The 26,385-nt window shown below is 52.0% G+C and carries 30 protein-coding genes; 23 read left to right on the top strand and 7 right to left on the bottom strand.

What is annotated here, in order from left to right; translation table 11 throughout:
- Window positions 1-6 precede the first annotated feature (6 nt).
- Window positions 7-621: a LemA family protein gene (locus tag ACJJI0_RS00520; protein ID WP_444884205.1), complete on the bottom strand. Its 615-nt coding sequence runs from the start codon at window positions 619-621 to the stop codon at window positions 7-9.
- A gap of 86 nt (window positions 622-707) precedes the next feature.
- On the opposite strand from ACJJI0_RS00520, the gene ACJJI0_RS00525 reads away from it, so the two are divergent.
- The 7 genes from ACJJI0_RS00525 (at window position 708) to ACJJI0_RS00555 (ending at window position 6,426) form a co-directional block, all read left to right on the top strand.
- Window positions 708-1,244 (top strand): YaeQ family protein, encoded by a 537-nt coding sequence (locus tag ACJJI0_RS00525; RefSeq protein WP_444884206.1) that lies wholly within the window; start codon window positions 708-710, stop codon window positions 1,242-1,244.
- A gap of 14 nt (window positions 1,245-1,258) precedes the next feature.
- The gene (locus ACJJI0_RS00530; RefSeq protein WP_252082598.1) at window positions 1,259-1,741 is read left to right on the top strand and encodes a YajQ family cyclic di-GMP-binding protein; all 483 of its coding nucleotides are present in this window, start codon (window positions 1,259-1,261) and stop codon (window positions 1,739-1,741) included.
- Window positions 1,742-1,752: 11 nt separating this feature from the next.
- A complete protein-coding gene (locus tag ACJJI0_RS00535) occupies window positions 1,753-2,688 on the top strand; it encodes an esterase-like activity of phytase family protein (RefSeq protein ID WP_444884207.1) in 936 nt (311 codons plus the stop codon).
- Window positions 2,689-3,041: 353 nt separating this feature from the next.
- Window positions 3,042-3,977 (top strand): YjiK family protein, encoded by a 936-nt coding sequence (locus tag ACJJI0_RS00540; RefSeq protein ID WP_444884208.1) that lies wholly within the window; start codon window positions 3,042-3,044, stop codon window positions 3,975-3,977.
- The gene (locus ACJJI0_RS00545) at window positions 3,978-4,568 is read left to right on the top strand and encodes a uracil-DNA glycosylase family protein (RefSeq protein WP_444884209.1); all 591 of its coding nucleotides are present in this window, start codon (window positions 3,978-3,980) and stop codon (window positions 4,566-4,568) included.
- A gap of 2 nt (window positions 4,569-4,570) precedes the next feature.
- Window positions 4,571-5,293 (top strand): uracil-DNA glycosylase, encoded by a 723-nt coding sequence (ung, locus tag ACJJI0_RS00550; RefSeq protein ID WP_444884210.1) that lies wholly within the window; start codon window positions 4,571-4,573, stop codon window positions 5,291-5,293.
- A 332-nt stretch (window positions 5,294-5,625) separates the two neighbouring features.
- Window positions 5,626-6,426, top strand: a complete 801-nt coding sequence (locus tag ACJJI0_RS00555; protein WP_444884211.1) for a hypothetical protein — start codon at window positions 5,626-5,628, stop codon at window positions 6,424-6,426.
- A gap of 260 nt (window positions 6,427-6,686) precedes the next feature.
- On the opposite strand, the gene ACJJI0_RS00560 is transcribed toward ACJJI0_RS00555, so the two are convergent.
- Window positions 6,687-7,622, bottom strand: coding sequence for a LysR family transcriptional regulator (locus ACJJI0_RS00560; protein ID WP_444884212.1), 936 nt, complete (start codon window positions 7,620-7,622; stop codon window positions 6,687-6,689).
- 69 nt (window positions 7,623-7,691) lie between these two features.
- Between ACJJI0_RS00560 and ACJJI0_RS00565 the strand changes: the two genes are divergently transcribed.
- Window positions 7,692-8,429: an SDR family oxidoreductase gene (locus ACJJI0_RS00565; RefSeq protein ID WP_444884213.1), complete on the top strand. Its 738-nt coding sequence runs from the start codon at window positions 7,692-7,694 to the stop codon at window positions 8,427-8,429.
- Between the two features lie 177 nt (window positions 8,430-8,606).
- On the opposite strand, the gene ACJJI0_RS00570 is transcribed toward ACJJI0_RS00565, so the two are convergent.
- From ACJJI0_RS00570 to ygfZ, 3 genes are all read right to left on the bottom strand, one after another.
- Window positions 8,607-9,170, bottom strand: coding sequence for a hypothetical protein (locus ACJJI0_RS00570; protein WP_444884214.1), 564 nt, complete (start codon window positions 9,168-9,170; stop codon window positions 8,607-8,609).
- Between the two features lie 247 nt (window positions 9,171-9,417).
- Window positions 9,418-9,966: a hypothetical protein gene (locus ACJJI0_RS00575; RefSeq protein WP_444884215.1), complete on the bottom strand. Its 549-nt coding sequence runs from the start codon at window positions 9,964-9,966 to the stop codon at window positions 9,418-9,420.
- Between the two features lie 347 nt (window positions 9,967-10,313).
- The gene (ygfZ, locus tag ACJJI0_RS00580; RefSeq protein WP_444884216.1) at window positions 10,314-11,354 is read right to left on the bottom strand and encodes a CAF17-like 4Fe-4S cluster assembly/insertion protein YgfZ; all 1,041 of its coding nucleotides are present in this window, start codon (window positions 11,352-11,354) and stop codon (window positions 10,314-10,316) included.
- Window positions 11,355-11,468: 114 nt separating this feature from the next.
- Between ygfZ and ACJJI0_RS00585 the strand changes: the two genes are divergently transcribed.
- A complete protein-coding gene (locus tag ACJJI0_RS00585) occupies window positions 11,469-11,714 on the top strand; it encodes an FAD assembly factor SdhE (protein ID WP_252082577.1) in 246 nt (81 codons plus the stop codon).
- Window positions 11,715-11,757: 43 nt separating this feature from the next.
- On the top strand, window positions 11,758-12,141 hold the full coding sequence (locus ACJJI0_RS00590) for a protein YgfX (RefSeq protein WP_444885899.1): 384 nt from the start codon (window positions 11,758-11,760) through the stop codon (window positions 12,139-12,141).
- Between the two features lie 30 nt (window positions 12,142-12,171).
- Here ACJJI0_RS00590 and nadB read toward each other — a convergent pair whose 3' ends face one another.
- The gene (gene nadB / locus ACJJI0_RS00595) at window positions 12,172-13,788 is read right to left on the bottom strand and encodes an L-aspartate oxidase (RefSeq protein ID WP_444884217.1); all 1,617 of its coding nucleotides are present in this window, start codon (window positions 13,786-13,788) and stop codon (window positions 12,172-12,174) included.
- A 169-nt stretch (window positions 13,789-13,957) separates the two neighbouring features.
- Between nadB and rpoE the strand changes: the two genes are divergently transcribed.
- The 5 genes from rpoE (at window position 13,958) to ycjG (ending at window position 18,021) form a co-directional block, all read left to right on the top strand.
- A complete protein-coding gene (gene rpoE, locus ACJJI0_RS00600; RefSeq protein WP_226647383.1) occupies window positions 13,958-14,572 on the top strand; it encodes an RNA polymerase sigma factor RpoE in 615 nt (204 codons plus the stop codon).
- 117 nt (window positions 14,573-14,689) lie between these two features.
- Complete coding sequence (locus tag ACJJI0_RS00605) at window positions 14,690-15,394, top strand: sigma-E factor negative regulatory protein (protein ID WP_252082571.1); 705 nt, start codon at window positions 14,690-14,692, stop codon at window positions 15,392-15,394.
- Between the two features lies 1 nt (window position 15,395).
- The gene (locus ACJJI0_RS00610) at window positions 15,396-16,571 is read left to right on the top strand and encodes a MucB/RseB family sigma factor regulatory protein (protein ID WP_444884218.1); all 1,176 of its coding nucleotides are present in this window, start codon (window positions 15,396-15,398) and stop codon (window positions 16,569-16,571) included.
- Between the two features lie 5 nt (window positions 16,572-16,576).
- A complete protein-coding gene (locus ACJJI0_RS00615; protein ID WP_444884219.1) occupies window positions 16,577-17,029 on the top strand; it encodes a SoxR reducing system RseC family protein in 453 nt (150 codons plus the stop codon).
- 44 nt (window positions 17,030-17,073) lie between these two features.
- Window positions 17,074-18,021 carry an L-Ala-D/L-Glu epimerase gene (ycjG, locus tag ACJJI0_RS00620; protein WP_444884220.1) on the top strand — a complete coding sequence of 316 codons (948 nt, stop codon included), beginning with the start codon at window positions 17,074-17,076 and terminating at the stop codon, window positions 18,019-18,021.
- Here the strand turns inward: ycjG and mpaA are convergent.
- A complete protein-coding gene (gene mpaA, locus ACJJI0_RS00625) occupies window positions 18,009-18,713 on the bottom strand; it encodes a murein tripeptide amidase MpaA (protein WP_252082561.1) in 705 nt (234 codons plus the stop codon). The genes ycjG and mpaA overlap by 13 nt on opposite strands.
- A gap of 175 nt (window positions 18,714-18,888) precedes the next feature.
- Here mpaA and ACJJI0_RS00630 point away from each other — a divergent pair, with 175 nt between their 5' ends.
- The 8 genes from ACJJI0_RS00630 to acpS all read left to right on the top strand — a co-directional run bounded on the left by ACJJI0_RS00630 (window position 18,889) and on the right by acpS (window position 26,368).
- Complete coding sequence (locus ACJJI0_RS00630; RefSeq protein ID WP_444884221.1) at window positions 18,889-20,283, top strand: Do family serine endopeptidase; 1,395 nt, start codon at window positions 18,889-18,891, stop codon at window positions 20,281-20,283.
- Window positions 20,284-20,416: 133 nt separating this feature from the next.
- Window positions 20,417-22,222: a translation elongation factor 4 gene (lepA, locus tag ACJJI0_RS00635; RefSeq protein WP_252082557.1), complete on the top strand. Its 1,806-nt coding sequence runs from the start codon at window positions 20,417-20,419 to the stop codon at window positions 22,220-22,222.
- A gap of 43 nt (window positions 22,223-22,265) precedes the next feature.
- Window positions 22,266-23,033 carry a signal peptidase I gene (gene lepB, locus ACJJI0_RS00640; RefSeq protein ID WP_252082555.1) on the top strand — a complete coding sequence of 256 codons (768 nt, stop codon included), beginning with the start codon at window positions 22,266-22,268 and terminating at the stop codon, window positions 23,031-23,033.
- A 48-nt stretch (window positions 23,034-23,081) separates the two neighbouring features.
- The gene (locus tag ACJJI0_RS00645; RefSeq protein WP_444884222.1) at window positions 23,082-23,522 is read left to right on the top strand and encodes a DUF4845 domain-containing protein; all 441 of its coding nucleotides are present in this window, start codon (window positions 23,082-23,084) and stop codon (window positions 23,520-23,522) included.
- Window positions 23,515-24,195, top strand: coding sequence for a ribonuclease III (rnc, locus tag ACJJI0_RS00650; RefSeq protein ID WP_444884223.1), 681 nt, complete (start codon window positions 23,515-23,517; stop codon window positions 24,193-24,195). The genes ACJJI0_RS00645 and rnc overlap by 8 nt, the downstream gene beginning before the upstream one ends.
- 113 nt (window positions 24,196-24,308) lie before the next feature.
- Window positions 24,309-25,208 carry a GTPase Era gene (gene era, locus ACJJI0_RS00655; protein ID WP_444884224.1) on the top strand — a complete coding sequence of 300 codons (900 nt, stop codon included), beginning with the start codon at window positions 24,309-24,311 and terminating at the stop codon, window positions 25,206-25,208.
- 24 nt (window positions 25,209-25,232) lie between these two features.
- Window positions 25,233-25,982, top strand: a complete 750-nt coding sequence (gene recO, locus ACJJI0_RS00660; protein WP_444884225.1) for a DNA repair protein RecO — start codon at window positions 25,233-25,235, stop codon at window positions 25,980-25,982.
- Window positions 25,979-26,368, top strand: a complete 390-nt coding sequence (acpS, locus tag ACJJI0_RS00665) for a holo-ACP synthase (protein WP_444884226.1) — start codon at window positions 25,979-25,981, stop codon at window positions 26,366-26,368. The genes recO and acpS overlap by 4 nt, the downstream gene beginning before the upstream one ends.
- Window positions 26,369-26,385: the final 17 nt, after the last annotated feature.

Here is a 26,385-nt window from a genome sequence, read left to right on the forward strand (position 1 = left end):
GGCGGCCTACTGGAAATTGACTTCCGGAGCCTTCTCTGCCTCTTCGCTGGTGGCCTGGAAGGTCTCCCTCAAAGACATATCTCGATATAGGAGTGCGTGCCAAATACGACCGGGAAAAGTGCGAATCTCACGGTTGTAGCGCTGCACTGCCTGGATATAATCCCGGCGCGAGACACTGATGCGGTTTTCGGTGCCTTCTAGCTGGGATTGCAAGCTGAGAAAGTTTTGATTGGCTTTGAGGTTGGGGTAGCGCTCGACCACAAGCAGCAGCCGTGACAAGGCGCTGGATAGTTGTGCCTGTGCGGCTTCGAACTGTTGTAATTTAACCGGATCGTTGAGCAGGTTGCTGTCCAGCTGAAGTGAGTTCACCTTGGCGCGCGCCTCGGTTACGGCCTGAAGGGTTTCCCGCTCATGCCCGGCATAGGCTTGAACGGTTTTCACCAGGTTAGGCACTAGGTCTGCGCGACGCTGGTACTGGTTTTCCACCTGAGCCCAGGCGGCTTTTACCTGTTCGTCATAGGTGGGGATATTGTTTACGCCGCAGCCACTGATGAGACTTGCCATCAGACACAGCATGGTGCAGCGCCAAATTGGCAGGCTGTTGCCGGTAGCAGAGGTCATGCGGAATATCCTTATTCTTCCGTAAACCAACCAAGAATAGTCCGCCTCAGTTGTAGTGCTGAAGGTGGCGTAGAGATGGAGCCGAAATGGCACTAAAAGCAACAATTTTCAAAGCCAAGGTGCAAATAGCCGATATGGACCGTGACTACTACGCGGAACACCAGCTGACCTTGGCGCGCCACCCTTCAGAAACAGATGAGCGTATGATGGTGCGCTTATTGGCGTTTGCACACAATGCATCCGATTTATTGGAGTTTACCCGAGGCCTCTCATCTGATGAGGAGGCGGATTTATGGCAAAAGAGCCTCAGTGGAGAAATCGACCTATGGATAGAAGTGGGTCTTCCAGCCGAGGAGCGCTTGCGCAAGGCCTGTAACCGTGCCGGGCGGGTTTTAGTATACAGTTACGGGCGTCGTGCCGCACCGATCTGGTGGCAAAAGCTGGAGAGTCAGCTCGAACGTTTTGACAACCTTAGAATTTTCCATCTCGCTGCGGACACGACTGAGCAATTGGCGCAGATGGTTGAGCGCAATATGGATTTCAGTATCACCATTCAAGACGGCCATATTTGGTTGGCCGATAACGATCACAATACGGAGATTACTCCGCAAATCTGGAAATAGGAGCCGAGAATTTAATGCCTTCTTTTGACATTGTATCTGAAGTCGACAAGCACCAGCTGACTAACGCAGTGGATCAGGTAAACCGCACTGTTACCAATCGCTTTGACTTTAAAGGCGTGGATGCGGAAGTGGAGATGAGCGATTTCTCTCTGGTGGTCCGTGCCGAGGTGGATATGCAAGTAGACCAAATGGTGGATATGCTGCGTGGTGCCCTGATTAAGTGTGATATCGATCCGCTGGCTATGGATGTAGGTGAAAAAGAGCAGTCTGGTAAGCTGGTTAAAGTGGGAGTGACCCTAAAGAATGGCCTGGACAAAGAATTGTCAAAAAAAATCGTTAAGCTGATCAAAGATGAAAAGCTCAAGGTGCAAGCGGCTATTCAGGGTGAACAGGTGCGGGTTACCGGGAAAAAGCGCGATGATCTGCAACAGGTAATTGCCTTACTTCGTGGTAAGGAACTGGAACAGCCACTGCAATTTAATAACTTCCGCGATTAAATGGCTACACAGTGATCAAAAATTATCTCTCTGGCATTGCTATCGTGCTGTTCTCCCCCTTGCTGGCGGCAGTGGAAATTTCCCCCGCCAAGCTGCAAGCCAGCTATTGGGTGGATAATAGCGAAGGTCTGGATATTTCTGGCCTAAGCTTTTGTGCTGGCAAGTTGCTGGCAGTTTCCGATAAGAATTCTAGAGAGGTTTACTCATTAGAGCTCAGCGAAGGTTCCGCCGATCTGGTGTCCTTTTTGCGTTTGAGTGGTCTAGGAGTGCCGGAACGTGACGAGCCTGTTAATGTCTGGGAGAGCTTTAAAGCGTTTTTCCGCCCCGCAGAAGATCTGGACTTTGAGGGCGTTAGTTGTGGTGAGAATCAGATCTTTCTGGTTAGTGAGCATTACAATCGCATTGCCGTGGTGGACCCAGAGGGGAATGCGCGCTGGCAAGAGCATATCTGGTCGGGTGAAGCCAAATCTCAAGGTTTCTTACAAAAGAGCAACGCTTCCAGTGAGGGCCTGGTAAAAGCTGGCGATACTTTCTGGGTGGCGATGGAGCGTGAGCCAAGGGGCCTGTTGAAGCTGGATTCAGATGGAGAAGCCAGCGCATTCACTTTGCCACAGGTAGAGGGTTTAAATTTTGCTGATCGCTCTGAGGATTTAGCCGGCCTGGACTTCTTTAACGGCGCCCTCTATACCTTGGAGCGCAATGCGCACGCAGTTTGTCGCAGAGTATTGCCCAGTCTACGGGCGGAGTGGTGTCTGGATTATCGCTCGCTTGAAGAGTCTCCAGAGCGTGTTTATGAGGAAACCCGCTATGGAAAAGGTGAGGGATTGGCTGTGGGCGAGAAGGGCATTTTTGTGGTGCTGGACAATAACAATGTTGGCCGTGCGCAAGAGCCTGAAGATAAGCGCGCGTTACTGCTACACCTTGCAATGCCGGAAATGGCAAATTAATTGCAGCTCTATTGGCACTATGCCGATAAATTTCGGCGTCACGTTTATTGCGCTCGGCGTCGAACTCTTTTCATTTCCTCTCCTTTTATTTGCCAACTTTTGGCTTGGGTTTAGTCTGCCTCCTAAATCGGGTATCGTATTATCCTCCTTGTAGCGCAAAAATTGTCGATGGGTATTATGGTGGCTATGCTATTTCCTAGTGATTAGCGATCTAGAGTATGTTGGCAGCGGCTTTATGGAGAGAGACTTTTCCATTTCTCTGAAAGGTAAACGGTGAATTAGAAGATCTAAGAATGCGCCAAATCACTAATTATCCTTTTAGTTCATTCATTTCTCGATGGATTGGAAAAAACGTGATCAAGCGAATTTTATTTTTCTTTATCAGTTTGTTGGTGCCTTCAGCGATGGCTGCTGACATTATTCCCGCTAAAAAAGTACAGCATTATTGGGTAAATGCCAGCGCAGGGTTGAGCCTCTCTGGTTTAACTTTTTGTGATGGCAGACTTCTTACTATTTCAGATAAAAAGTCAGAGAAAGTTTATCAGATCGTTTTAAAGGGTGTTCATGCCAAGCTGGAGCCCTTTGTCACACTCTCTGGTTTGAATGTTCCAAAGAAAGATCGGCCGACAAACGTATGGTACTTTTTATTGGATCTTACCCGACCGGCAGCGGCAATGGATTTTGAAGCAATCAGCTGTGTAGATAATAATTTATATTTATTGAGTGAGCGCTACAACCGCATTGCCGAAGTTGATATGCAGGGGCAGGGCCGTTGGCTGGAAAATATGTGGTCGACCACAGCTAAGGCTCAGGGCTATATGCAGGGGTACAATCTATCAGGCGTAGGCTTACAGAAAGTTGGCGATGATTTTTGGATGGTGCTAGAGCGTGATCCCCGTGCTTTAGTTAAGCTTGGCCCTAAGGGGGGAGTGCAAATTTTTACACCGCCGGCTGTAGAGGGGCTAAATTTTCGCGGACAATCAGAGAACCTGGCGGGTTTGTCCTATTATGATGGCGCGCTGTTTACTCTGGAGCCCAATGCGTCTGCGGTATGTCGGAGAGAATTACCTAGCTTGAAGGCGCAATGGTGCCTGGATTATTGGGAGCAAGAGAACTCTTCTGAATTGGGCTATGAAGTATCCCGCACTGGGGGCAAAGGCGATGGGTTGGCAGTGGGCGATACGGGCATTTTTATAGTATTTGACAACGACAATATCAGTCGTATACATGACCCTCAAGATCGCAGGGCGCTTCTGTTACATCTAGCTTATCCCGAAGGGGCGCAATAGGTGGTCGTCGAGAGGTTACCAACCTTATTGGAGGAGATACGCGCTTGTCGTCTATGTGAGGATCACCTGCCACTGGGAGCCAATCCGGTGCTGCGAGCGGCAGAATCTGCTCGTTTGTTGATCATTGGTCAGGCGCCGGGAACTAAGGTTCATGCCACCAGTATCCCATGGAATGACCCCTCTGGTGATCGTCTGCGCGAGTGGCTGTCGATCGATAGGGATATCTTTTACGATGAATCCCAGATTGCCATTATTCCCATGGGCTTCTGTTATCCGGGGCGAGGTAAGGGAGGAGATTTGCCACCGCGCCCGGAGTGTGCTGTCACCTGGCATAAGCGCTTGCTGCAACAGCTACCTCACTTGCAACTCACGCTGTTGGTGGGACAATACGCCCAGCGACACTACCTGCCGCATTGGTATGGCAATATTACAGAGAATGTGCGCCATTACCGCGATGCCCTGCCCGCAGGGTATTTCCCTTTGCCCCACCCGAGCCCGCGCAACACACTTTGGCTGCGGCAAAGACCTTGGTTTGAAGAGGCTGTGGTGCCCGAGTTGCAAAAGTACGTAAAAAAGATTCTGAAGGTTTGATAATGCCGGTTCCGGAAAAAGTTAAGATTCACCCCTCCTGGTACGATGTGCTGAGCGAGGAGTTCAAGAAGCCTTATATGGCGGAATTACGTCAGTTTCTGCGGGGAGAAAAAGAGGCTGGTAAGCGCATCTATCCACCCGGTGGGCAGATCTTTAACGCTTTCAACTCCACCCCATTTGATCAGGTGAAAGTGGTGATTTTGGGGCAGGACCCCTATCACGGGATAGGCCAGGCGCACGGTTTATGCTTTTCTGTGATGCCCGGCGTACGAGTCCCGCCATCGTTACAAAATATTTACAAAGAATTGCACTCTGATATGGGAATACTTCCAGCGCACCACGGCTGCCTACAACCCTGGGCAGAACAAGGAGTGCTGCTACTCAATGCCACCCTCACTGTAGAGGATAGTAAAGCTGGTGCCCATCAGGGGCGCGGTTGGGAGCAGTTTACCGATGCCGCTATCCATAAGCTGGCCGAGCAGCGTGAAGGTCTAGTGTTTATACTCTGGGGTAGTTACGCACAGAAGAAAGGCGGTTTTATTGATCGCAAAAAGCACCTGGTACTACGCGCCCCTCACCCATCCCCCCTTTCAGCGCATCGTGGTTTTTTTGGCACTAAGCCGTTCTCTCAAGCTAACCATTGGTTGCAGCAGCGAGGTGAAAAGCCCATTGAATGGGCCCTGCCAGAAGAAAATCAGTTAAAAAGAGTTGCTGTAGAAGTCTAATAGCTGCCCCCCTTCGATAAAAATCATTTCTAAAAATAAATACCCAGCTTGCGATCGTTAAGGGTAGGCTGGGCATATTAGGTCAATTAAGTTGAACAGTATTTGTCAGTGTTTAAGGTAAAACCTTTGCGTTGGTGTATTTAAGTGCCTGAAGGGCTCTCTCGCACAGATGGGGGTTATCTGCTTTTTTATAAACTGTCTATAATGATTTTGGCTGAAATATTGCAGTTTTTTATCAGGGCTTATGAGAAGTTTAATCTCATATGTATGGCTAGTGCTGCGTGAAAGCTTTATGAATCTGACGACTTAATTGGGGGGAGCCAGTGCCGCTAATGCTGACCGACTTAGCCGATTCTATTTTGGATTTTCTCTCGGCGCCATTTATGGAAGCCTTTCTCACTACAATTTTTATTGGTTCGGGGGCGGCTTTAAAGAAAACAATTGATACGAGTGCTTTTAGAAGTTTGTGGACTAATTTTTTTAGTGATTCTGACTCTGAAATTCATGTGGTGCTTCCTCTAATAAAGCAAAAAACACTTTTTTCTGATTTTGCCAGTAGGCAAAGCCAGATTCCGGATAATGTGTTGTTTTTGCCTTATGATGAGGCTGTTGGGATGCAGCTTCTAAAAGAGGCTATTGAAAAAGCCTTTCCAAGAAAAAAAGTAATTTGTCATGATTCCAGAAACTTTGTCGGTGATCAAGAAAGTTTTATTTGCATTGGAGGTCCAGCTGTAAATGCTGTGAGTCGTGATTTGTTGCTTACCAGGAAGTTAGATGCAAAATTCAAGATGGATTTTTTGGGTCGATCTGCTTTTGATGAGGTTGATGAGAGTGTTTATAGGTCGAATACATTAAAAGGATCAATCACCGAAGATTACGGATTTATCTTTTTTGCAGAAAATCCTTACCATAAAAATAGCTGTATATGCTTAGTTTTTGGTATATGGTCTCATGGGACTTATTCGGCTGTGCAGGCTTTGTGCCAGAAGGGGAAACCTTTAAAAGAGTTAGTCAGACACCTTAAAAACAATAAATCTTTATTTGCTGTCACAAAATCTACGGTTAGGGGGTTGGTGACAGGCTTTCCAACTGTGGAGAAGGTGAGAAGAATAGAGTCTTCCTGTCAAATCTAAGAGCTTGGTATTTAGTTGATTTCGATGCTTGTTGTTAGAAGAGTAGGCTTTCTGGGTGTTTTCCTGAGAGGCTCTAAATGCAAAGAACTTTGCCTATTGGGATTGTGATTTTGGGCGGAGCCCTTTAAGGGCTTTTGTTATTGTAATGTTACTTGAGATAAGGTTAAAAATTCAGCCCCAAATACTCTTAAGGAATACTCTGGTGGCGATAAAGGTGAGGGGCGATTGGTGGTTGACCGTATAGGATTCCCTTCATGCTGCTAGATACTCCAATTAAATAAATTTTTTTCCTCTGTAAGAAAGTCTAACAATGCAGCGAGTTTCTTGGGTTTATTTAGTCCCTGGCGGTAAACGGCATGAATGTCCATTGGTGGAACATGCCAGTCTGGAAGAATATTAACGAGTGAGCCTTTGCCTAACTCTTCCATAATATTGTTGATTGGTAATTGCGCAATTCCCAGCCCATTGACTGCCGCATTTTTCAGGGCTGAAATATTAGCACAAAAGAAATTCCCATTAACGGGCAAAGTCATTGTCGATTGTTTAGAGGTTAGCGCCCACTCGGTATCTCCAGGGTTAAATTGAAATCTCAGGCAGTTATGGCTTATTAGGTCGCTGGGCTGCTGTGGTTTTCCCTGTGTGGTGAGATATTCAGGGCTGGCTACGAGAATTCGCGTTGAACTGCCAAGCTTTCTGGAAATCAGGCGCTCATCATGTATGTCGCCAACACGAAACGCGAGGTCAATGCCTTGGGAGAAGAGGTCTTCAAAGTCGTAAGTGAGGTTTAGAGAGACGGTAATTTTTGGCCAGCGCTTCAAAAAAGTGGGTAAAACTCTCTTGGAGAGAAATTCACCCAGGGCTGGCGGGGCTGAGATTCGCAATAAGCCTTGGACCTGCTGATCCATTACCAGCACATCATTTTGCATGGTTTTAAAGTCTTCTATCAAATGCAGAGCCCGGTCATAGGCAATAGCCCCCACTTCTGTCAGTGCAACACGCCGGGTGGTACGATCCAATAGTTTGGCTTTTAGGTGGGATTCCAGTCTTGAAACCTCCTTACTAACCGTTGATTTAGGAAGTTCCAGCTGATCTGCAGCCAGCGATAGGTTTAATGTCCTACAGACATGGACAAAAACAGATAAAGTTCTAAGGCTGATTGTTTCCAATTCGCGAATATTCATTTTCTTTTTATACAATTGTTTCCATTTTCTCGAATAATAGAATGCTCCTGTGTTTGAAGCAACCTAACTCACAGGAGATTTACCATGTCTAACGATCGAATTGCATTGATCACCGGTTCAAATCGAGGAATTGGTCTGGAGGCTGCCAAGCAGCTTTCTGACCAAGGAGTCAAAGTAATCCTGTCTGGTCGAGATAAAGCGAAATTGGAGGCCGTTCAAGCTACTTGGAATGGTGAGGTGGCACCAATTGATATTATTGAGCTGGATATTACCAAAGCTGAAGATAGGGCACGAGCTGCTCAAAAGATTGCGGAGCAATATGGTCGGCTGGATATTCTGGTGAATAATGCCGGTGTTATCGTTGAGGGGGAGTGGGGCCAGAACAATAGTGAAACAGTTTCGCAGGAGGATCTGAACACCACTTTTAATATTAACGTATTCGCTCAAATTGGTCTAACGCAAGATCTTCTGCCACTGCTAAAGAAGAGTAAAGCTGGCCGTATCGTGAACGTGAGTAGTATTCTGGGTTCTTTAGCTGTGAATGCTGACCAGAACTCTGGTTGGAGTGCAGTGAAGCCCTTCGCTTACAATGCGTCAAAGGCTGCGCTTAATATGTTTACAGTTTCTTTGAGCCAAAGTCTTGCAGATACTGGTATTAAGGTAAACAGCGCACACCCAGGTTGGGTTAAAACCGATTTGGGTACCAGCGCGGCGCCAATGGATGTGACCGAAGGGGCGAGAACTGTTGTGGAGCTTGCCTTGATTGATAGTGACGGTCCTAACGGTCAATTTATTCACCTTGGTGAAGAACAGCCCTGGTAAATAGTTGAAGTTACAGCTGGGTAGTTTTCAGAGACCCCGTATCTATTATTTGAAAAATAGGTATGGGGTCTTTGGTTTTTGAATGACGGTTGATTTTACTGTGCAGCAGATTTTTTTAGGTCTTGGATCTACTAGAGAATAATTTTTCATGAATTATCCAGAGGCTTCCCTGTGTGGTTAACGGCGCCTTCTTAGGCGCGCGCTATGAAGCTGGCTGGATTCTTTCTTTTCAACGGACTTCCATAAAGGTCGCATTAAGAGCCTGGCAAAGGCGAAGCCGACAAAAAACAAATTACATATGTAAGCAAGAAAATATGGCCCAAACCCTCTTTTGAAAATTATCCCGGTTGCGTTTAGGGTGCTTATGATAACAATGGAGGAAGCTATAGCAAAGAGACCGTAATAGGTGAATTTCATTACGGGAGAAACAAATTTAAAATGTCTTTTTTTCCATAGGTAGACAATAAAACCCATGGTAGCAATTCCCATTATGCTGCTGCTGATAGACCAGACATATCGTGCCTCGACATGAAAATTTAACAGGGCAAGAGAGAATGCAGAAAGTAGGGCGCTACACAAGCTGATATAGACAATCATGGCGAGGGAGACGACATGTCCTCTGGAGATACTTTCCATCTTTCTTGACTGAAATGTCGCAACCATAGCGGCAAAGCCCGCCAGAATAATGGATACTTCGATAATATGTAGCAGTTGTTCAATTTGTCCCGGCAGTGTATCCATCTTCCGCTGGCGCCCTGGGCAGAGATGTTATGTTGTGAGAGATTTATCGGTGTGTAAAGGATAGTTTATGTTTTTTAGTGACTTGCTGTCTTTTTGGGGTTTCAGTTTTCTTTTGAAAATGTCGAAATTTTTAGTGCAAAATCTTTATTGAGGCGTGGGCGTTTTATTCTTTGATGGCACTTTTTATTTTGGTTGAGTTTTTACATGTTTCGACGGTTTATATGTTGTGGTATGAGATTTAGGCCCTTTATTGCGTATTAATTTGTTGTTTTCGTGCGCGCTGCAGTTCGTTTTCTCTTACCACTTCCCATAGGGGGCGCATAAGTAGCCGTGAGAAGGCAAAGCCTACAACAAATAGGTTAAAAACGAAGGATAGGAAGTAAGGCCCATATTCTCTGTTAAAGCCGATTCCAAAGGCGTTCAAAAGATTGATAAAAGCCATGGTCCCAGCGCCCCCAAAGAGTGCAAAATAGATAATTTTTGCCGCTCTGGATACCGTTTTTAGACGCTTTTTTATCCATAAGTAACTTATGGAGAAGGTTGTGGCCAAGAACATGGCAAAGCTACTTGTGGACCATAGGGTTTGATCACTAATCCCAAAATTTGCAAGTGTTAGGGTGAATGCGGCGAGGAGTGCGTTGACCAAGCCGATATAAATTATCATCGCAAGGGAAACAATTCTTCCTTTAGTGATCTTCCTGTTTTTCTTGGGTTGGAGGGTGCCTACGATGGCGGCAAAGCCAGCTAATACGATGCAGGATTCTAGCGCAACAATAATTTGATTCATCTCTTTCAATGGAGTCACCCCTTTCCCTGTATTTACATGGGATATAGCAGGGTAAGACTAGTGGAAAGTAGATAAAGTGTTTTAATGGGGTTAGTAGTAATTACCTTGTTTTAAGTGAAAAGCTTTTGGTCGCATTAGGTAGGTGCTGGTTGATTAATGGTCTGAATGTGAAAGTGGCGACGGGGAATGTCACTTTGTGAGTATTTTGCCTAATATCTGAGTGGATTATCAGGTCTATGGAGGCAATGGTTATTAACATTGGCTAAAGGCCGTGTGGAAAGGTGTTTTCCGCCTGAGACCGGTATGAACTGTATACCGGTCTATCTGCCAAAAGTGAATCAGCCGGTTAATTACCCTTATGCTAAGGGGTCGGCATCAGCATCGTAGGGTAAATCCTGAATCTCCAGAGTGCGGCCATCTTTCAACTTTAAGGTTTCGCCGGCGGCAATTTTGGCGATTGTTAGTACGGCGAGCAATTCTATGCCTTCTTCGCTGTGGCAGGCTTCAACCAGATTGCCGATGCTTTGTTGTCCGTCGGCAAAAATTTCCAGTCCACTGGCTGGGAGATCACCACCCTCACATTTTGCACGGTATAGGCGACGCTTGGCGGCGCCACGGAACTGCATGCGGGCAACAACTTCCTGGCCGGTATAACATCCCTTTTTAAAGCTCACACCGCCAAGTAGGTGCAGGTTAGTCATCTGTGGGATAAACATCTCAGAAGTGGTGGCATCAACCTGGGGGATGCCGGCTTCGATCTGCCCCTTTTGCCACTGGTCGTAACCTGTGGCTTCACTATGGGGAGAGAGTTTTTGCCAGAGTTGTTGTGTTTTATCGCTGGGGCTAAGCAGAGCCAATTGGAACTCATTGACCGATTGGGCGATACAGCACTCGCCACTGAAATTGAAAGTCACTACCTGGCCTGGAGAAGGGGCCTCGAAGCCCAGTAGTTGTGCCGCCTGCTCCGCAACATCCTCTCCCTGTAGGCCTAGCCAATGGGAGTTATCGCTAGTGTCGCTGAGTTCCGCCTTGAAAAATACGGCATACTTCGCCAGCGCCTGCTGGGCGATTGGGGCGAGATTGCGGGGTAGGCGGAGTATAAATTCGCTCTGGGAGAGTTTAAGGGCACTAAAGGCACTGATCATGCGTCCCTTGGGGTTGCAGTGAGCACCCAGTGTGCTGTGCCCGTCGGGAAGATTTACAAGGTCGCAAGTGAGCTGGCCTTGCAGAAACTTCTGACTATCGGGGCCTACTATTGAAACGGCGCCCACGGGGCCGAGGTCGATAAGATGTAAGCCCTGGCGGTCATCATTGCTGGTAAGGGGGAAGTGGGCTCTGCCGCCTTCCCAAATGGCGCCTTCGCTACTGAGAAAATCCTGCCACTGTTGCTGGTCCATAGTGTTGCCACCTCCGGTTGTCTTGGTGGCATTAATTGGGGATTACAGCGCCCCTTTTCAAGTTTGCTCAGCTAGCAGGTATACTGCGCACTTTAATCTGGTTGGAAATGAAGTATGGATCGCAACCGCCTGTTTTGGGCCAGCCGCCGCGGCATGTTGGAGTTAGATCTGGTGCTGCTGCCGTTTCTAGACAATATCTACGAGACCCTGGAGCCCGAAGATCAACAGCGTTATGTGCGACTGATGGACGAGCAGGACCAGGATCTATTTGCCTGGTTCATGCGCCGTGAAGATCCGGCCGACCCGGAGCTATTGCGCATAGTACAGATCATCCGTGACAACACCGGTTTACAGCAGTAGACCGCCGTCTCAAATTTTTGAGCGCAGCGCACGCTTGAGCTGCGTGGTTGCGCGATCGCCTCTCCTTCTTCTCTTTTTATTGCTTGCCACAGGGCAGACGGTATTGCTGCTGTGGTTGAGTGACCTCCCTTCCTGGCTTTTCTGGTCGGCACTGCTGCTTGTGTGCCTCTATGCCTTTGTTGAAAAACGTCGTCTGGAGCGGATGAGCGGGATCTTATCAACCCGAGACCGCCGCTGGTTTTGGCGTACTGAAAGTGGAGTGGAACGAGAATTTGAGTTTTGTGGTGAGCTGGTAGTGTGGCAGTGGTTGCTGGTAATCCGTGGGCGTGATCAGATGGGCGCCTCTCTTTGCTTGGTTTTGGCGCGGGACGCGCTCAATCGGGACGACTGGCGCAGATTGCAGGTGGCTTTGCGCTATTCGCGCTAGGGTGGGCTCTGCCCACCCATACCCCTGTGTTCAGATAAATTGCCTCTGATTGGCGTAGTTTTCCGGTACCAGCACCGTATCCATGGCCAGCTCTCTGAGATCTGGATAATCGAGAGAGTAGTGCAGGCCCCGACTCTCGCGGCGGTCCAGAGCCGAGCGGATGATCAAATCGGAAACCAAGGCCAGATTGCGTAGTTCCACTAGATCATTCGTGATGCGGTAATTGGCATAAAACTCGCGAATTTCCCGCTGCAGGAGTTTTACTCTGTGCTGAGCGCGCAGCAGGCGCTTGCGGGTGCGCACGATTCCCACGTAGTCCCACATAAAGCGCCGCAGCTCATCCCAGTTGTGGGATATCACAACGTCTTCATCAGAGTCTGTAACTCGCGAGGCGTCCCACTCCGGCGCCTTGCGCGGCGCTTGCACCGAGTCGAGATGTTCGTCGATATGCAGGGCCGCAGAACGGGCGTATACCAGGCATTCCAATAGGGAGTTACTAGCTAGGCGATTGGCGCCATGAAGGCCGGTAAAAGTGGTTTCCCCGATGGCATAGAGTTGGTCCAGGTCGGTGCAACCGTGTTGATCTACCATAATTCCACCGCAGGTATAGTGGGCGGCAGGCACCACCGGGATGGGCTCTTTGGTGATATCTATGCCGTATTTCAGGCAGTTGCTATACACGGTGGGGAAGTGCTCACGTACAAAGGTGGAATCTTTGTGGGAGATATCCAAATAGAGGCAGTCGGCACCAAGGCGTTTCATTTCATGGTCAATGGCACGGGCGACGATGTCCCTGGGGGCTAGTTCACCGCGCTTATCAAAGCGTTCCATAAAGCGGCCGCCATCGGGCAGTTTCAACTGTGCTCCCTCGCCGCGCAGGGCTTCTGTAACCAGCAGGGCTTTAGCCTTGGGGTGGTAGAGGCAGGTGGGGTGGAATTGGTTGAATTCCATATTAGCCACCCGGCAGCCGGCGCGCCAAGCCATGGCAATGCCGTCGCCGCTGGCACCATCTGGATTACTGGTATACAGATAGGCCTTGCTGGCACCACCGGTGGCGAGGATCACCGCCTTGGCCTGCAATAGCTCGACTTCTTCAGTATTTTTATTCAGCACATAGGCGCCAGCACAGCGAAAACGCCCTTTCTCGGGGTCTGGTTGGCGTATTAAATCAATGGCGACGTGATGTTCAAAGCAGTCAATATTGGGGCTGTTGAGTACTTTCACCAGCAAGGTGCTATGTACGGCTTTGCCCGTGGCGTCGGCGCTGTGAATGATACGGCGATGGCTGTGCCCACCTTCTTTTGTCAGGTGGTAGTCCTCGCCCTCGCGGGTGAAACTCACGCCTTGGTCAATCAGCCAGCGAATGGCTGCGGTGCTCTCTTCTACCGTGAAGCGGACAGACGATGGGTGGCAGAGTCCGGCACCCGCGTCTAATGTGTCTGCAATATGTGACTCCACCGAATCCATATCGTCTAAGACTGCCGCGATGCCCCCCTGGGCGAACCAGGTGGAACCGTCCTGCAGACGTTGCTTGGAAAGCAAAGCTACGCGGTATTTGGCGGAGAGATGCAGGGCCAGGGTGAGGCCAGCGGCGCCGCTGCCGATGACGAGAACGTCGTAGTTTACCGGGGCATTCATAGATTTCATTTATCTTTAAGGGTCGCGTAGTATAGCGCCTCCTGATTATTCGTCGATTTGACGTGGAACTTATGTCCTATTGTCAGTGTCTTCAACACAGTAAAAGAAACGCCTGCGCCGGCAGCCCCTCAGTAAATCGTTGTGGTGCCCGCAGTGTGGCTGGATATGGGAGTTGGGGATGACAGCGCATCAGGCGTCAACGAGTGACCGTGAGCTGGTGGAGCGGGTTCAAAAGGGAGATAAACGCGCTTTTGACCTGTTAGTACTCAAGTATCAACACAAAATTGTTGCTGTGGTCAGCAGATTTATCAAGGACCACAGTGAGGTACAGGATGTCACTCAGGAGGCTTTTATTAAGGCCTACAGGGCGCTCGCCAATTTCCGTGGCGACAGCGCTTTTTACACATGGATGTACCGGATTGCGATTAATACCGCTAAAAATCATTTGGTTTCCCGTAGCCGCAGGCCCCCGTCTTCCGATGTGGATCTTGAGGATGCCGAGTTCTACTCCGGTGCCGATCTGTTGCGGGATAACGAAACACCTGAGAACCAGATGTTTCGTGACCAGCTTGAATCTGCGGTGCATCGCGCCATTCGCGCACTGCCAGAGGATCTGCGTTCAGCGGTTACGCTGAGAGAGCTTGAGGGACTGAGCTATGAGGAGATCGCCGAGGTAATGGGATGCCCGGTAGGCACAGTGCGTTCGAGAATTTTTCGTGCAAGGGAAGCTATTGACCGGACAGTCCAGGCCGTGATGGCCGGTGAGCCGGAAACACTGGGTGACCGGGGTTAAAATTGCGGAAAATTTTCCCAACTGGGGAAACCAACCGCCGAGAGCCCGGTCTTATCTCATACCAACTATGGTGCGTGTGGGCACCGAATAAATGATTGCACAAGAGGGTTAACCCCTATGTCCCACGGGAATCATCAGGAACGTCTCAACGAGTCGCTCTCGGCGCTTATGGATGGCGAAGTCAGCGAGTTGGAGTTGCAGCGGCTGTTAAAAGCCTCTTCGGCTTCTGAAGAGTTGGGTGAGCGCTGGTCACGCTACCAACTTGCGGCAAGCGTAATGCGCCGCGAACAGGTTGCCCCTGTGAACAGCAGTCTCGCTGCGAACATCTCTGCGGCAATTGATCTCGAAGAGCCCTTGTCGCAAACGGGGAGTGGTGGTGCCGTGGCGGCCAATGGGTTGATCAATAACCGTTGGTGGCGTCCGCTTTCACGCGGTGCGGTAGCGGCCACTGTAGCATTTGCTGCAATTCTTGGGGTTCAACAGATTACCGATACACAGCAGAGCCCAGTGCAGGGCCAGGGTGTGGAATTGATGGCGGAGGTTGAGCGCCCGGCACAGCCGGTAGTGCAATCTGCCCCGCAGCCGTCCGGTTTTTATGTGCCGGCACCATCTACCCGCTCAGTGAGCACAGCCACTCCGAGCTTTGTACCCGAGCAGCGCGGTGTGGTTGGCCAGCAGGTGATTCAGCAGGTGCCTACGCCGGAGCTGATGCGCCATCTGAACCGCGTAATGATGCAACACTCAGAACAGGCCGCGCATGTCGGCAGCCAGGGCATGGTGCCTTTTGCCCGCGCGACCTACGGCGAACAAGTTGGTATGTAGCGTGACGAAAGCCGTTTTCAGGGGGAGTCTTATCCGTATTGGAATTCGCAGGGCCAGTAACCTCTTACTGGCCACCTCACTGCTGGCGCCACTGGCGATCGCTCAGGAGACAGCCAGCACCGATAATGCTATCCAACCCAGTGCGCCGAGTATCGTAAACCTCGATATGGCCAGCACCCAGGCGGCAGCTTCTGCTGCTGAGGTGACAAACCCGAGCAGTGAGCAGGATGCCCTGACTACCGCCAACCCGGAGCCTCCGGCTGTCGACCCCACAGTGCTCTCTGCAGAAGCTCTGGCCAGTCCTGGTGCTGTGTCGGTAGCGGTTGCCGGTAATGAGGTAGAGCAGTGGCTGGCCAAGCTTGCCAAGGCGGTTGCCGAGCTGGAATACAGCGGGCTGGTCACCTTTGAGCACGCCGGCATGCTTGAAACCCTGCAGGTGGTACACGCGGTCCGCGACGGAGAACAGGTAGAGCGTGTGCGCTACCTCAGTGGCGAGCCGCGAGAATTGATTAGCCACGGTAGCAGCAGCAATTGTGACTACGGTGTTTCGCCCAGTGCTCGGGCTACCCTATGGAATGCGGTGGGACAGCAGCAAGTTCAGCGCGCCTACCAGTTTATTTTGCGTGGCGAGGAGCGTATTGCCGATCGCGATGCAGTAGTTATCGAGGCTAGGCCGCGGGATCGCTACCGGCTCGGGCTGGTGGTCAGCTTAGACAGGGAAACCGGCCTGCCCCTTAAAACTATGTTGGTGAGCACCCAGGGCCGAGTGTTGGAGCGCTACCAGTTTGTACAGCTAGACTTGTCGCCGGTAGAGGATGGTGCCCTGGAGGCAGTCTCCAATAATGCGCGACGGGTTGATAATCGAACTAGCTGCGAATCCTCCCAGAGTCGCTGGCAAGTGCGCTGGCTGCCGGAAGGCTTCAAGGTGGTATCGGTTAAACCCCTCTCTGATGGGGATATGATGGTCTTTAGTGATGGGTTGGGTGTATTTACCGTATTTGTGCAACGCCTTGGACCTGAGCTAAAGGATTTTAAAGGCCGAGCCATACGCGGTGCGACAGTGGCCTATATGGACCGGATGGAAGTCAATGGCGTCGCTTATACCGTTACTGTCGTTGGGGAAATCCCCGATGCCACGGCGCGCAGAGTAGCCAGTTCTATTGCTGAAAAAGGCTGAGTGCCGTGCTTGAAGAGCGCGGCCGTATTGTCGCCATAGAGTCCGATGCTGTCTGGGTTGAAACAATCCAGCGTAGCGCCTGCAATGGTTGTGAGGCCAAGTCTGGCTGCGGCACTGGTCTACTTGGTGACTTTTTTTCTTCTTCCACGCGAGTGAGAGCAGTTCTTAACGGCTACCCGGCCGATAAAATTTCCCTGAATGATACCGCCGTAATCGGCATTACTGAGAGTGCCCTTACCAGCAGTACCCTGCTGGTTTATTTGTTACCCCTGGTTTCCCTGGTGCTTGTCGCACTATTGGGGGACTATCTTTTCGCTGAGGCTGGCGCCGTTATAGGCGCGCTAATGGGCCTGCTGGGCGGTGCTCTCGGCGTGCGTTGGTACAGCCGCCGCCAAGCTGCCAATCCCACTTTTACCACGGTGCTGTTGCGCATAGAGCCCAGCAGCGGGCATTCATAACTGAACCTAAACTGATAACTCCAAGGTTTAATCGGAGTCTTTCCATGTTGGCCCGCTGCTATATAGAGCGCTGGCCCCTGCGCACGGCCTTTGTTATCTCCCGCGGAGCTCGCACTGAAGCAGAAGTCGTCGTTGTAGAGGTAAAGCTGGAAGGCCGCGTGGGTATTGGAGAGTGCACCCCTTATGCCCGCTATGGCGAAAGCCCTGAATCGGTTGTGCAGCAGCTGGAACCCTTGCTTTCCGAGCTGGCTGCCGGTTTGAAGCGAAGTGCTTTGGCGTCGCGATTGCCTGCTGGCGCCGCGCGCAATGGCCTCGACTGCGCGCTGGCTGACTGGGAGGCGAAGTACAATAATGTGCCCTTTGCCGGCCCCGATTCCCTGCCCACCGTACAGACTTTGGTGATCGACAGCCCGGAGGCCATGGCTATGGCCGCGGACAATGCGGTATCCCATGGAGTGCAAGTATTAAAGCTCAAGCTGGATGATCATCTGGTCTGTGAGCGGGTGGCGGCCGTACGTGCCGCTGCGCCCAGTGCCCAGTTGGTGATTGATGCCAATGAAGCCTGGCAGAGCATCACTCTGATCGAGCGCTGTCAGCAGTTGGCCGAGTTGGGGGTTGCCATGCTGGAGCAACCCTTGCCTGCGGACGACGATGAATTTCTCACCACATTTCCCCATCCACTTCCTATCTGTGCCGATGAGAGCTGCCATACCCGAGCTGACCTGCCGCGCCTGAAGGGGCGCTATGAGATGGTCAATATTAAGCTCGATAAGACCGGGGGGATTCGTGAGGCTGAGGCTCTGGCGAAGGAGGCATCCGCGCAGGGTTTTGAGCTGATGCTCGGTTGTATGTTGTGTACCTCGCGGGCAATACGTGCGGCTTGGCCTCTGGGGTCAAAGGCGCGCTACCTGGATTTGGATGGCCCCACCTGGCTGGCGAGAGATGCCGAGCCCCCACTGCGCTTTACTGCTGGCAGGGTTTATTGGTCGTAAGTAATCAGGTCGATCAGTATATCCAGATATTCTTCACTGGCTGCATCAGCGGAGATTGGTGGAAACTCCACGGTGATACAGGGCAGGGCGCGCTCGGCGCACCAGGTACCGAAAGAACCCGGTGTTTGGTAGCCTAGCTGTTCGACCAGTGGCAGCTGCATACCTTCGGCCAACCAGGCTCCCAGTGTAGTTTTGTCGGGGTCTTCCACGCAGCCCAGGGGCTCGTGGATGGAGACCGTCCAAGGGGGCGCCAGTTTAGTAATCAACTGGGATAACGCGGAGGTTTCACTCTCAGAGGCGGGCCTGTTGCCGGTACCGAGTTGGACATCGCGGGCATCTGCTGTGCTATTCCAGCGGTAAACATTGCCGCCGCCGTCCCAGTTCTCTGTGGCAAAGTTGCGGTTCAGGTCTACGCCGTTTGCATTGCAGCGGGTACCCAACTGGCAACCATCGGGATTTACCGCCAGTATCACATGGTGTTTGAGCTGATTCGTCGCCAGTGAGCGCAGTGCACAAGAGAGTGCTACCACTGCTGCGACTTCATCGCCGTGGGTGCCGGCCATCACCAGGCCCGGTTTGTGGCCGGATTGAGCGGGAAAATAAAAAAGTGGTGCGCCCAGGGCACTGTATCCGTACAGTTCTTTGGGGAGGTGGAATTGGCCTCGCTGTGGGCGTGGGCGCAGTTTGGACATCGCTGGCCTTTACACAGATTTACATTAGGCGGCAGAACTTTCGTGGCTATACAGCCACTAAATCGTTACTGAATGTCCCTAAAGGGGCCGGAGCCATTCCGTCGAGGCATGCCCTGGAAGGGATTCAAATTCCAATGGTTTCATATTAGAAGGGAACACTAGGGGTAACAAACCTATGGTTAAACGCTGTACACAATATCTCTTGGTACTCTGTCTCTTGGTTTCCGGCGCTGCTAGTGCGCGCGGACTGCCAGAACTTACCGAACTGATAGAGGAAAACTCTCCTGCGGTGGTTAAGATCAACACGGTGGATCGCAGCCGGGTGGCTCGCGGCAACAACTCGCCGCAGTATCAGCAGGAAATCCCCGATATTTTCCGTCACCTGATCGAGCCACGCCGTCGTCAGCGCCCAGTGGCCAGCATGGGCTCAGGTTTCATCATTTCTGAAGATGGTTATATCGTGACCAACAACCATGTGGTCGATGGTGCAGATGAGGTGAGAGTTACGCTAACCGATCGCCGCGAATACGAGGCGAAGGTGATAGGCACCGATGAGCGCTCGGATCTCGCCCTGCTTAAGATCGAAGCCGATGACCTGTCGGCAGTGCGCTGGGGGGACTCAGAGGAGCTGCAGGTGGGTGAATGGGTGGTCGCGATCGGCTCGCCATTCGGCCTCGACTACTCCGCCAGTGCCGGTATCGTGAGTGCTATGGGGCGCAGTATTCCCAATGAGAGTCGTGAAAACTATGTGCCATTCATTCAGACCGATGTAGCCATCAACCCTGGCAACTCCGGTGGGCCGTTGTTTAATCTCGATGGGCGGGTAGTGGGGATCAATTCCCAGATTTATACCCGTAGCGGCGGATCCATAGGGCTGTCTTTCGCTATCCCAGCGAGCCTGGCCCAGGATGTGGTTGCCCAGTTGAAAGAGAAGGGTCGTGTGGATCGCGGCTGGCTCGGCGTTGGTATCCGCAATGTGGATCGTGATATGGCTGAAGCCATGGGGCTCGGTAAACCTTCTGGTGCGCTAGTGGAGCAGGTGAGCCCAGGTACTCCTGCGGCTGAGGCCGGTATTAAACCTGGAGATGTAATTATCCGTTTTGATGGTCGCAAGATTGGTGTACATGGAGACCTGCCACATGTAGTAGGTCAGGTTCGCCCCGGCACCGAGGTTCCTGTGGAGCTGATGCGCAAGGGCAGAACCGAAAAGCTACAAGTGGTTGTCGGTTCTCTTCCGGGTTCTGATGAAGAGCGCAGCCAGGCGTCCAATCAGCCGGCATCCAGAATGGGTGGCCCCCTCGGTGTGGTTGTCGAGGAAATCCCGGAGGGTATGAAGCAGCGCTGGAATGTAGATACTGGCGTGCTTGTACGCCAGGTTATTCCCGGCAAGCCAGGTGCAAAGGCGGGTCTGCGTAGCGGTGATATCATCGCCCAGCTGGGCTTTGAGGAAGTGACTGATATCAGCGACTACGAAACGGTGGTCGATGACCTCCCCAAAGATGAGCTGTTGCCGATCCGCTTTTTCCGAGCTGGCCAGTCAACTTTCCGCACAATTAAGATCGAAAGCTAAGTACAAGAGGCAAATGGTGGCCCATTGGGTCACCTGCCTCTCACCTCTGCTCGGGAGTTCTGTTAGACTTGCGCCACACAGCTGGCAGCTCCGCCAGCTAATCATTTGATTTTTCAAGGGTTTTTATTCCGCAGTGGCCACAGATCTCTCACATATCCGCAATTTCTCCATTATTGCCCATATCGACCACGGGAAATCTACCCTGGCGGACCGCTTTATTCAGGATTGCGGTGGGCTCTCAGACCGCGAAATGGAAGCCCAGGTGCTCGACAGCATGGAGTTGGAGCGCGAGCGCGGTATTACCATCAAGGCGCAGAGTGTAACGCTCGACTACAAAGCGCGGGATGGTAAGACCTACCAGTTGAACTTTATCGATACCCCGGGACACGTGGACTTCTCCTACGAGGTATCCCGCTCCCTGGCAGCCTGTGAAGGGGCGCTGTTGGTAGTGGATGCCGCACAAGGTGTCGAGGCCCAGTCAGTGGCCAACTGTTATACGGCGATTGAGCAGGGCCTGGAGGTTATCCCGGTACTAAACAAGATGGACTTGCCCCAAGCGGACCCGGATAAAGTCGCTGAGGAAATTGAGGAAATCATCGGCATCGATGCAGCTGATGCGACCCGTTGCAGCGCCAAGTCCGGTCTGGGTGTAGAGGATGTCCTTGAGGATCTGGTGCGTCAGGTTCCACCACCCGAGGGTGATGTGGATGCTCCGCTACAGGCCCTAATCATCGACTCCTGGTTCGATAGCTATTTGGGCGTTGTGTCCCTGGTACGAGTAGTGCAGGGCACCCTGAAAACCAAAGACAAGATTGTCACCAAGTCGATTGGTCGCCCCCATGTGGTGGACAACGTCGGTATCTTTACCCCCAAGCGCAAAGAAACTGGTGTGCTGCGTGCCGGTGAAGTGGGTTTTGTTGTGGCTGGCATCAAGGATATCCATGGCGCGCCAGTGGGCGATACCCTGACCCACGCTAAGGGTGCCGATGAAATCGAAATGCTGCCGGGCTTCCAGAAGGTCAAACCACAGGTTTACGCGGGTTTGTTCCCGGTTAGCTCCGACGATTACGAAGGCTTCCGCGATGCGTTGGAGAAGCTTTCTCTTAACGATGCCTCTTTGTTCTATGAGCCTGAGACCTCTGATGCGCTCGGCTTTGGTTTCCGCTGCGGCTTCCTCGGTATGCTGCACATGGAGATTATCCAGGAGCGTTTGGAGCGCGAGTATGATCTCGACTTGATCACCACCGCGCCAACTGTGGTGTATGAGGTTGAGCAGACCGACGGCGAAGTGGTGATGGTGGATAACCCATCGCGCCTGCCGGATGTGGGTAACATTGAGGAGATGCGTGAGCCTATTGCCGAGGTGAATATCCTGGTACCGCAGGAATATCTGGGCAACGTGATTACTCTCTGCGTGGAGAAGCGCGGTATTCAGAAAGATATGCAGTACGTGGGCTCCCAGGTATCCCTGCGCTATGAGCTGCCCATGAGTGAAGTGGTGATGGATTTCTTCGACCGCCTCAAGTCGGTGAGCCGTGGCTTTGCTTCCCTGGATTACAGCTTTGTACGCTTCGAAGCGGCAAAACTGGTGCGTCTGGATATCCTCATTAACGGGGATCGAGTCGATGCCCTGGCGCTGATCGTGCACCGGGAGAATGCCCAGCAGAAGGGGCGTGCCATGGCGGAAAAAATGAAAGAATTGATTCCCCGGCAGATGTTCGATGTGGCAATTCAGGCGGCTATTGGTGGCCAAGTGGTGGCCCGTACCACCGTAAAGGCTCTGCGCAAGAATGTGACTGCAAAATGTTATGGTGGCGATGTCACCCGTAAGAAAAAACTGCTTGAAAAGCAGAAAGCGGGTAAGCGCCGTATGAAACAGCTCGGTCGAGTGGAAGTGCCACAAGAGGCCTTCCTGGCCGTGCTGAAGGTGGATCAATAGCGGCTAGGCCCGCTATTGGCTTCAAGGAAAATAGAGATACATAATGGATATTAATTTACCTCTGATTCTGCTCTGGTTAGTCGTTATCAGTGGCGGTATCTGGCTGGTAGACAGCCTGTTTTTTGCCCGTCGCCGCAAAAAAGAAGGCGGGGGCAAGCAAGAGGATCCAGTGGTTGTGGAGTACGCAAAGTCGTTCTTCCCAATCCTGGCAATCGTTTTTGTGTTGCGTTCTTTTATTGTCGAGCCTTTCCAGATTCCCTCTGGCTCCATGATCCCAACCCTTCAGGTTGGTGATTTTATTCTGGTCAATAAGTATGAGTACGGCTTGCGCTTGCCGGTCTCCCGTAAAAAAGTAGTAGATATCGGCGAGCCTCAGCGCGGCGACGTGATGGTGTTTTTCCCACCGCACATGAATGATACCTACTTTATCAAGCGGGTTATTGGCCTTCCCGGTGACAAAATTGAGCTGAAAAACAATGTGCTCTATGTCAACGGTGAGCTGGCACCGCAGGAGCTGATTCAGGCGATGCCCCCGGTAAATCCGAGACAGGAAATATTGTGGGAAAATCTCTATGGCAAGCGCCATTTAATGCAAAAAAATATCCCTGCCAGTCAGTACGGTAACTTTAGTGGTGTAGTTCCGGAAGGCCATTACTTTATGATGGGCGACAACCGCGATAACAGCCTCGACAGCCGTGCATGGGGCTTTGTCCCTGAGCGTGATGTAGTGGGTAAAGCCTTTGCTATTTGGATGCACTGGGACAACTGGCTCAGTTTGCCCAGCTTTAAACGTGTAGGCTCTATCCAGTAACGAAAATGGCCGGCGTTGTGCCGGCGATATGGATTGAGGGCAAAGGTAATGAGTAGTGTTATCCGGGTTTCACTAAAGCGTCAGCGCGGCATGAGTTACTGGGGTTGGTTGTTGGTTATTGCGGTGTTGGGCTTTGCCCTTACCTGTGTTTCTAAAATGGCCCCAGCCTACGTGGATGCGCGTTATGTGAGTGAGGCCCTGAGAACTCTGGGTGAGAACCCGGAGCTGGAAAATATGTCGACCGGCCAGATCAAGAAAGAGCTGGGCCGTTTCTTTCTGATCAACAATGTGCGCGGAGAGCCCACTAAAGCATTGCAGGTGGTGCGTGGGGCGAAAAGTACTGTGGTCAGTATTAATTACGAGTTGCGCCAGCCGCTGATTTATAACGTGGATGTCGTGATGAAATTTAACAAACAGCTCAATACGGCCAAGCCTGAGCTTTGTTGTGATCCTTCGATAGATCTGGAGCAATTCCGCAAACGTGACTGACCTTTTACTGGAGCGCCTCTGCCAGCGCCTTGGCCACAATTTTGAACAAAGCACTCTTTTGGAGTTGGCGCTTACACACCGATCCCACGGCAGCCGTAACAACGAGCGTTTGGAATTTCTCGGCGATTCCATTCTCGGCTTTACTATTGGTGCCGCACTCTATGAGCAATTTCCCCAGGGTCGCGAGGGCCAGCTGAGCCGTTTGCGCGCGCAACTGGTCAGTGGTGAAACCCTGGCCAAGCTGGCGCGAGAGCTGGATATTGGCGACTGCTTGCGCCTGGGCGAGGGTGAGATGAAAAGCGGCGGCTTTCGTCGTGCCTCTATCCTGGCTGATGCGGTGGAGGCCCTGATCGGTGCTATCTACCTTGATGCCGGTCTGGAGGCAGCGCGCGCTAGAGTACTGGCATGGTTTGCACCACGGCTGCAGGAGCTGTCACTGGAGACGGTGAAAGACCCCAAAACCCGCTTGCAGGAATGGCTCCAGGCCCGTAAAAAGCCACTGCCTGAGTATTCAGTCGTGGATGTGTCCGGTGCTGAGCACGCCCAGCACTTTATCGTAGAATGCCGGGTTAGTGGTTTGGCCCAGCCGGTTCGCGGCGAGGCCAATAGTCGCCGCGCCGCAGAGAAAACTGCCGCGGTAGAGGCTTATAAGCGCCTCACTGGGCAGGACTAACCTTACAATTAGAGCGCAGCGGTTTATCGCCCGGCTCGGACAGACAGCCCCTGTGTGCGGGGGCGAGCAGAGCCCGGTTTCGCTGGGCACTTCAACCCTTTCGGAGAAACTTCTTGAGCGAACAACCCTCTCGCTGCGGCTATGTAGCGATCGTCGGCCGCCCCAATGTGGGAAAGTCCACGCTGCTTAACCATTTGCTGGGCCAGAAGCTGGCGATTACTTCACGCAAGCCCCAGACAACCCGCCACAACATGCTCGGTATTAAAACCGATGGCCCCAATCAGATTATTTTTGTGGACACACCCGGCCTGCATTCGGATCAGGAAAAGGCCATCAACCGCTATATGAACCGTGCGGCTTCCAGTGCCGCGCGGGATGTAGATGTGGTGGTGTTTGTCGTGGAGCGCACCCGCTGGAGTGAGGGAGACCAGCTGGTGGCCGACAAGTTGCGCGGTCTCAAGTGTCCGCTGATTATCGCCGTCAATAAAGTCGATCAGCTGGAGGATAAGAGTGATCTGCTGCCTCAGCTGCAGGCTCTGGCGGAGCAGCATCCTAAGGCTGAAATTGTGCCGATCTCGGCACTGCGCAACGTCAACCTCGATTCCTTAGAAGAGGTAATCCTCAAGCATTTGCCAGAGGGGCAACACTTCTTCCCAGAGGATCAAGTTACTGATCGCAGTTCACGCTTCCTTGCCGCTGAGATTGTGCGTGAAAAAATTATGCGTCAGCTGGGAGCGGAAGTGCCCTACCAGGTCACTGTTGAGGTTGAGGAGTTCAAACAGGAAGGGAAGATTCTGCATATCAGCGCGGCGATCCTGGTGGAGAGATCGGGGCAGAAGCGCATTATCATCGGCAACAAGGGTGAGCGTATCAAGCAGATTGGCAGTCAGGCTCGTGAAGATATGGAGCGCCTGTTCGATAGCAAGATAATGCTGAATTTGTGGGTTAAGGTGAAGTCCGGCTGGTCTGATGACGAGCGTGCCCTACGCAGTCTCGGCTATCGTGACGAGTAACCCTCTTCCCCTGACTCGTCCGCCATGAAGACACCACCGCCGGCGCAGCCGGCGTACATTCTCCACGCCCGGCCCTATCGCGACTCCAGCCTGATTCTTGAGTTATTCACTCCAAACCATGGCCGTATTGGTTGTGTTGCCCGCGGTGCGCGGAGGGATAAGCAGCGGCGCCAGCAGGCGCTGCAACCTTTTACGCCTCTATTAGTTACTCTGCTCGGTGCTGGATCCCTGAAAACCCTCGGGCCCGTGGAGAATGTTGGAGCTCCACTCTGGCTTAAGGGGCGTGCTGTCTATGGCGGGCTCTACGCCAATGAGTTGATGGTGCGCTTGCTACCGGAGGGCGAGGCGCACATAGGTTTGTTTGCCACCTATCAGCGTCTACTACAGGAGCTATCAGATCTGGGCGGTACGGACAGTGCAGAGTTGGAAGGACCACTGCGCAGTTTCGAATTACAGCTGCTCGCGGAGCTGGGTAGTTGCCCACCCTTGGATTATTGTGTGCAGAGTCAGGGCGTTGTGAGTGAGGCCGGCAGCTACAGGTTGGAATTGGAGGTGGGCTTTGTGCCGGTGCACAGGCAGGGTGCCACTGCTCTGCGTGAGCGGGAGTTTTTTGGTTCAGAGCTGCTGGGGATACTGCGGGCTAAAGAGTCTGGCAAGTGGCCGGCAGAAGTATTGGGCCCGGCAAAGCGTTTAACCCGTATTTTGTTGCGCACATTACTGGGGGAGAAGCCCTTGCAGAGCCGCGAGTTATTTAAACAGGTTTACGAGAAATGATTGTTAGCATCGGTACCGACATTTGCAATTACAGCCGTATCGAGTCAGTTTGGCGCCGCCATGGTGATCGTTTCGTGGAGCGTATATTGAGTGGTGGCGAACGCTGTGATTTTGCCGATCTTGCCGAGGCGAATAGAGCGGCCTATTTGTGCAAGCGCTTTGCAGCTAAAGAAGCGGTGGGTAAAGCCTTAGGTACTGGTATTGGAGAAGGTGTTTCCTGGCAGGATATCGAAGTGCGCCGGCGCCAGGCTGCAGCTCCGCAGGTGCTGCTGCGGGGGGGAGCGCAGAGGCGGGCTCAGGCGATGGGAGTGGAGGTGATACACCTCTCCCTTTCCGATGAAAAGGACGCAGCCCTGGCGTTCGTGATTTTTGAAGCTCGCAGTTAGGCCGGAGCATCTCCCCG

The organism is Microbulbifer mixtoriginis (SeqCode), from assembly GCF_052466695.1.

Bases quoted from the DNA above. Each gene is read 5' to 3' on its own strand.
- ACJJI0_RS00520 (WP_444884205.1), bottom strand. From the start codon at position 621: ATGACCTCTGCTACCGGCAACAGCCTGCCAATTTGGCGCTGCACCATG.
- ACJJI0_RS00525 (WP_444884206.1), top strand. From the start codon at position 708: ATGGCACTAAAAGCAACAATTTTCAAAGCCAAGGTGCAAATAGCCGAT.
- ACJJI0_RS00530 (WP_252082598.1), top strand. From the start codon at position 1,259: ATGCCTTCTTTTGACATTGTATCTGAAGTCGACAAGCACCAGCTGACT.
- ung (WP_444884210.1), top strand. From the start codon at position 4,571: ATGCCGGTTCCGGAAAAAGTTAAGATTCACCCCTCCTGGTACGATGTG.
- ACJJI0_RS00555 (WP_444884211.1), top strand. From the start codon at position 5,626: ATGCTGACCGACTTAGCCGATTCTATTTTGGATTTTCTCTCGGCGCCA.
- ACJJI0_RS00565 (WP_444884213.1), top strand. From the start codon at position 7,692: ATGTCTAACGATCGAATTGCATTGATCACCGGTTCAAATCGAGGAATT.
- ACJJI0_RS00570 (WP_444884214.1), bottom strand. From the start codon at position 9,170: ATGGATACACTGCCGGGACAAATTGAACAACTGCTACATATTATCGAA.
- ygfZ (WP_444884216.1), bottom strand. From the start codon at position 11,354: ATGGACCAGCAACAGTGGCAGGATTTTCTCAGTAGCGAAGGCGCCATT.
- ACJJI0_RS00585 (WP_252082577.1), top strand. From the start codon at position 11,469: ATGGATCGCAACCGCCTGTTTTGGGCCAGCCGCCGCGGCATGTTGGAG.
- nadB (WP_444884217.1), bottom strand. From the start codon at position 13,788: ATGAAATCTATGAATGCCCCGGTAAACTACGACGTTCTCGTCATCGGC.
- rpoE (WP_226647383.1), top strand. From the start codon at position 13,958: ATGACAGCGCATCAGGCGTCAACGAGTGACCGTGAGCTGGTGGAGCGG.
- ACJJI0_RS00605 (WP_252082571.1), top strand. From the start codon at position 14,690: ATGTCCCACGGGAATCATCAGGAACGTCTCAACGAGTCGCTCTCGGCG.
- ycjG (WP_444884220.1), top strand. From the start codon at position 17,074: ATGTTGGCCCGCTGCTATATAGAGCGCTGGCCCCTGCGCACGGCCTTT.
- mpaA (WP_252082561.1), bottom strand. From the start codon at position 18,713: ATGTCCAAACTGCGCCCACGCCCACAGCGAGGCCAATTCCACCTCCCC.
- ACJJI0_RS00630 (WP_444884221.1), top strand. From the start codon at position 18,889: ATGGTTAAACGCTGTACACAATATCTCTTGGTACTCTGTCTCTTGGTT.
- lepB (WP_252082555.1), top strand. From the start codon at position 22,266: ATGGATATTAATTTACCTCTGATTCTGCTCTGGTTAGTCGTTATCAGT.
- ACJJI0_RS00645 (WP_444884222.1), top strand. From the start codon at position 23,082: ATGAGTAGTGTTATCCGGGTTTCACTAAAGCGTCAGCGCGGCATGAGT.
- recO (WP_444884225.1), top strand. From the start codon at position 25,233: ATGAAGACACCACCGCCGGCGCAGCCGGCGTACATTCTCCACGCCCGG.
- acpS (WP_444884226.1), top strand. From the start codon at position 25,979: ATGATTGTTAGCATCGGTACCGACATTTGCAATTACAGCCGTATCGAG.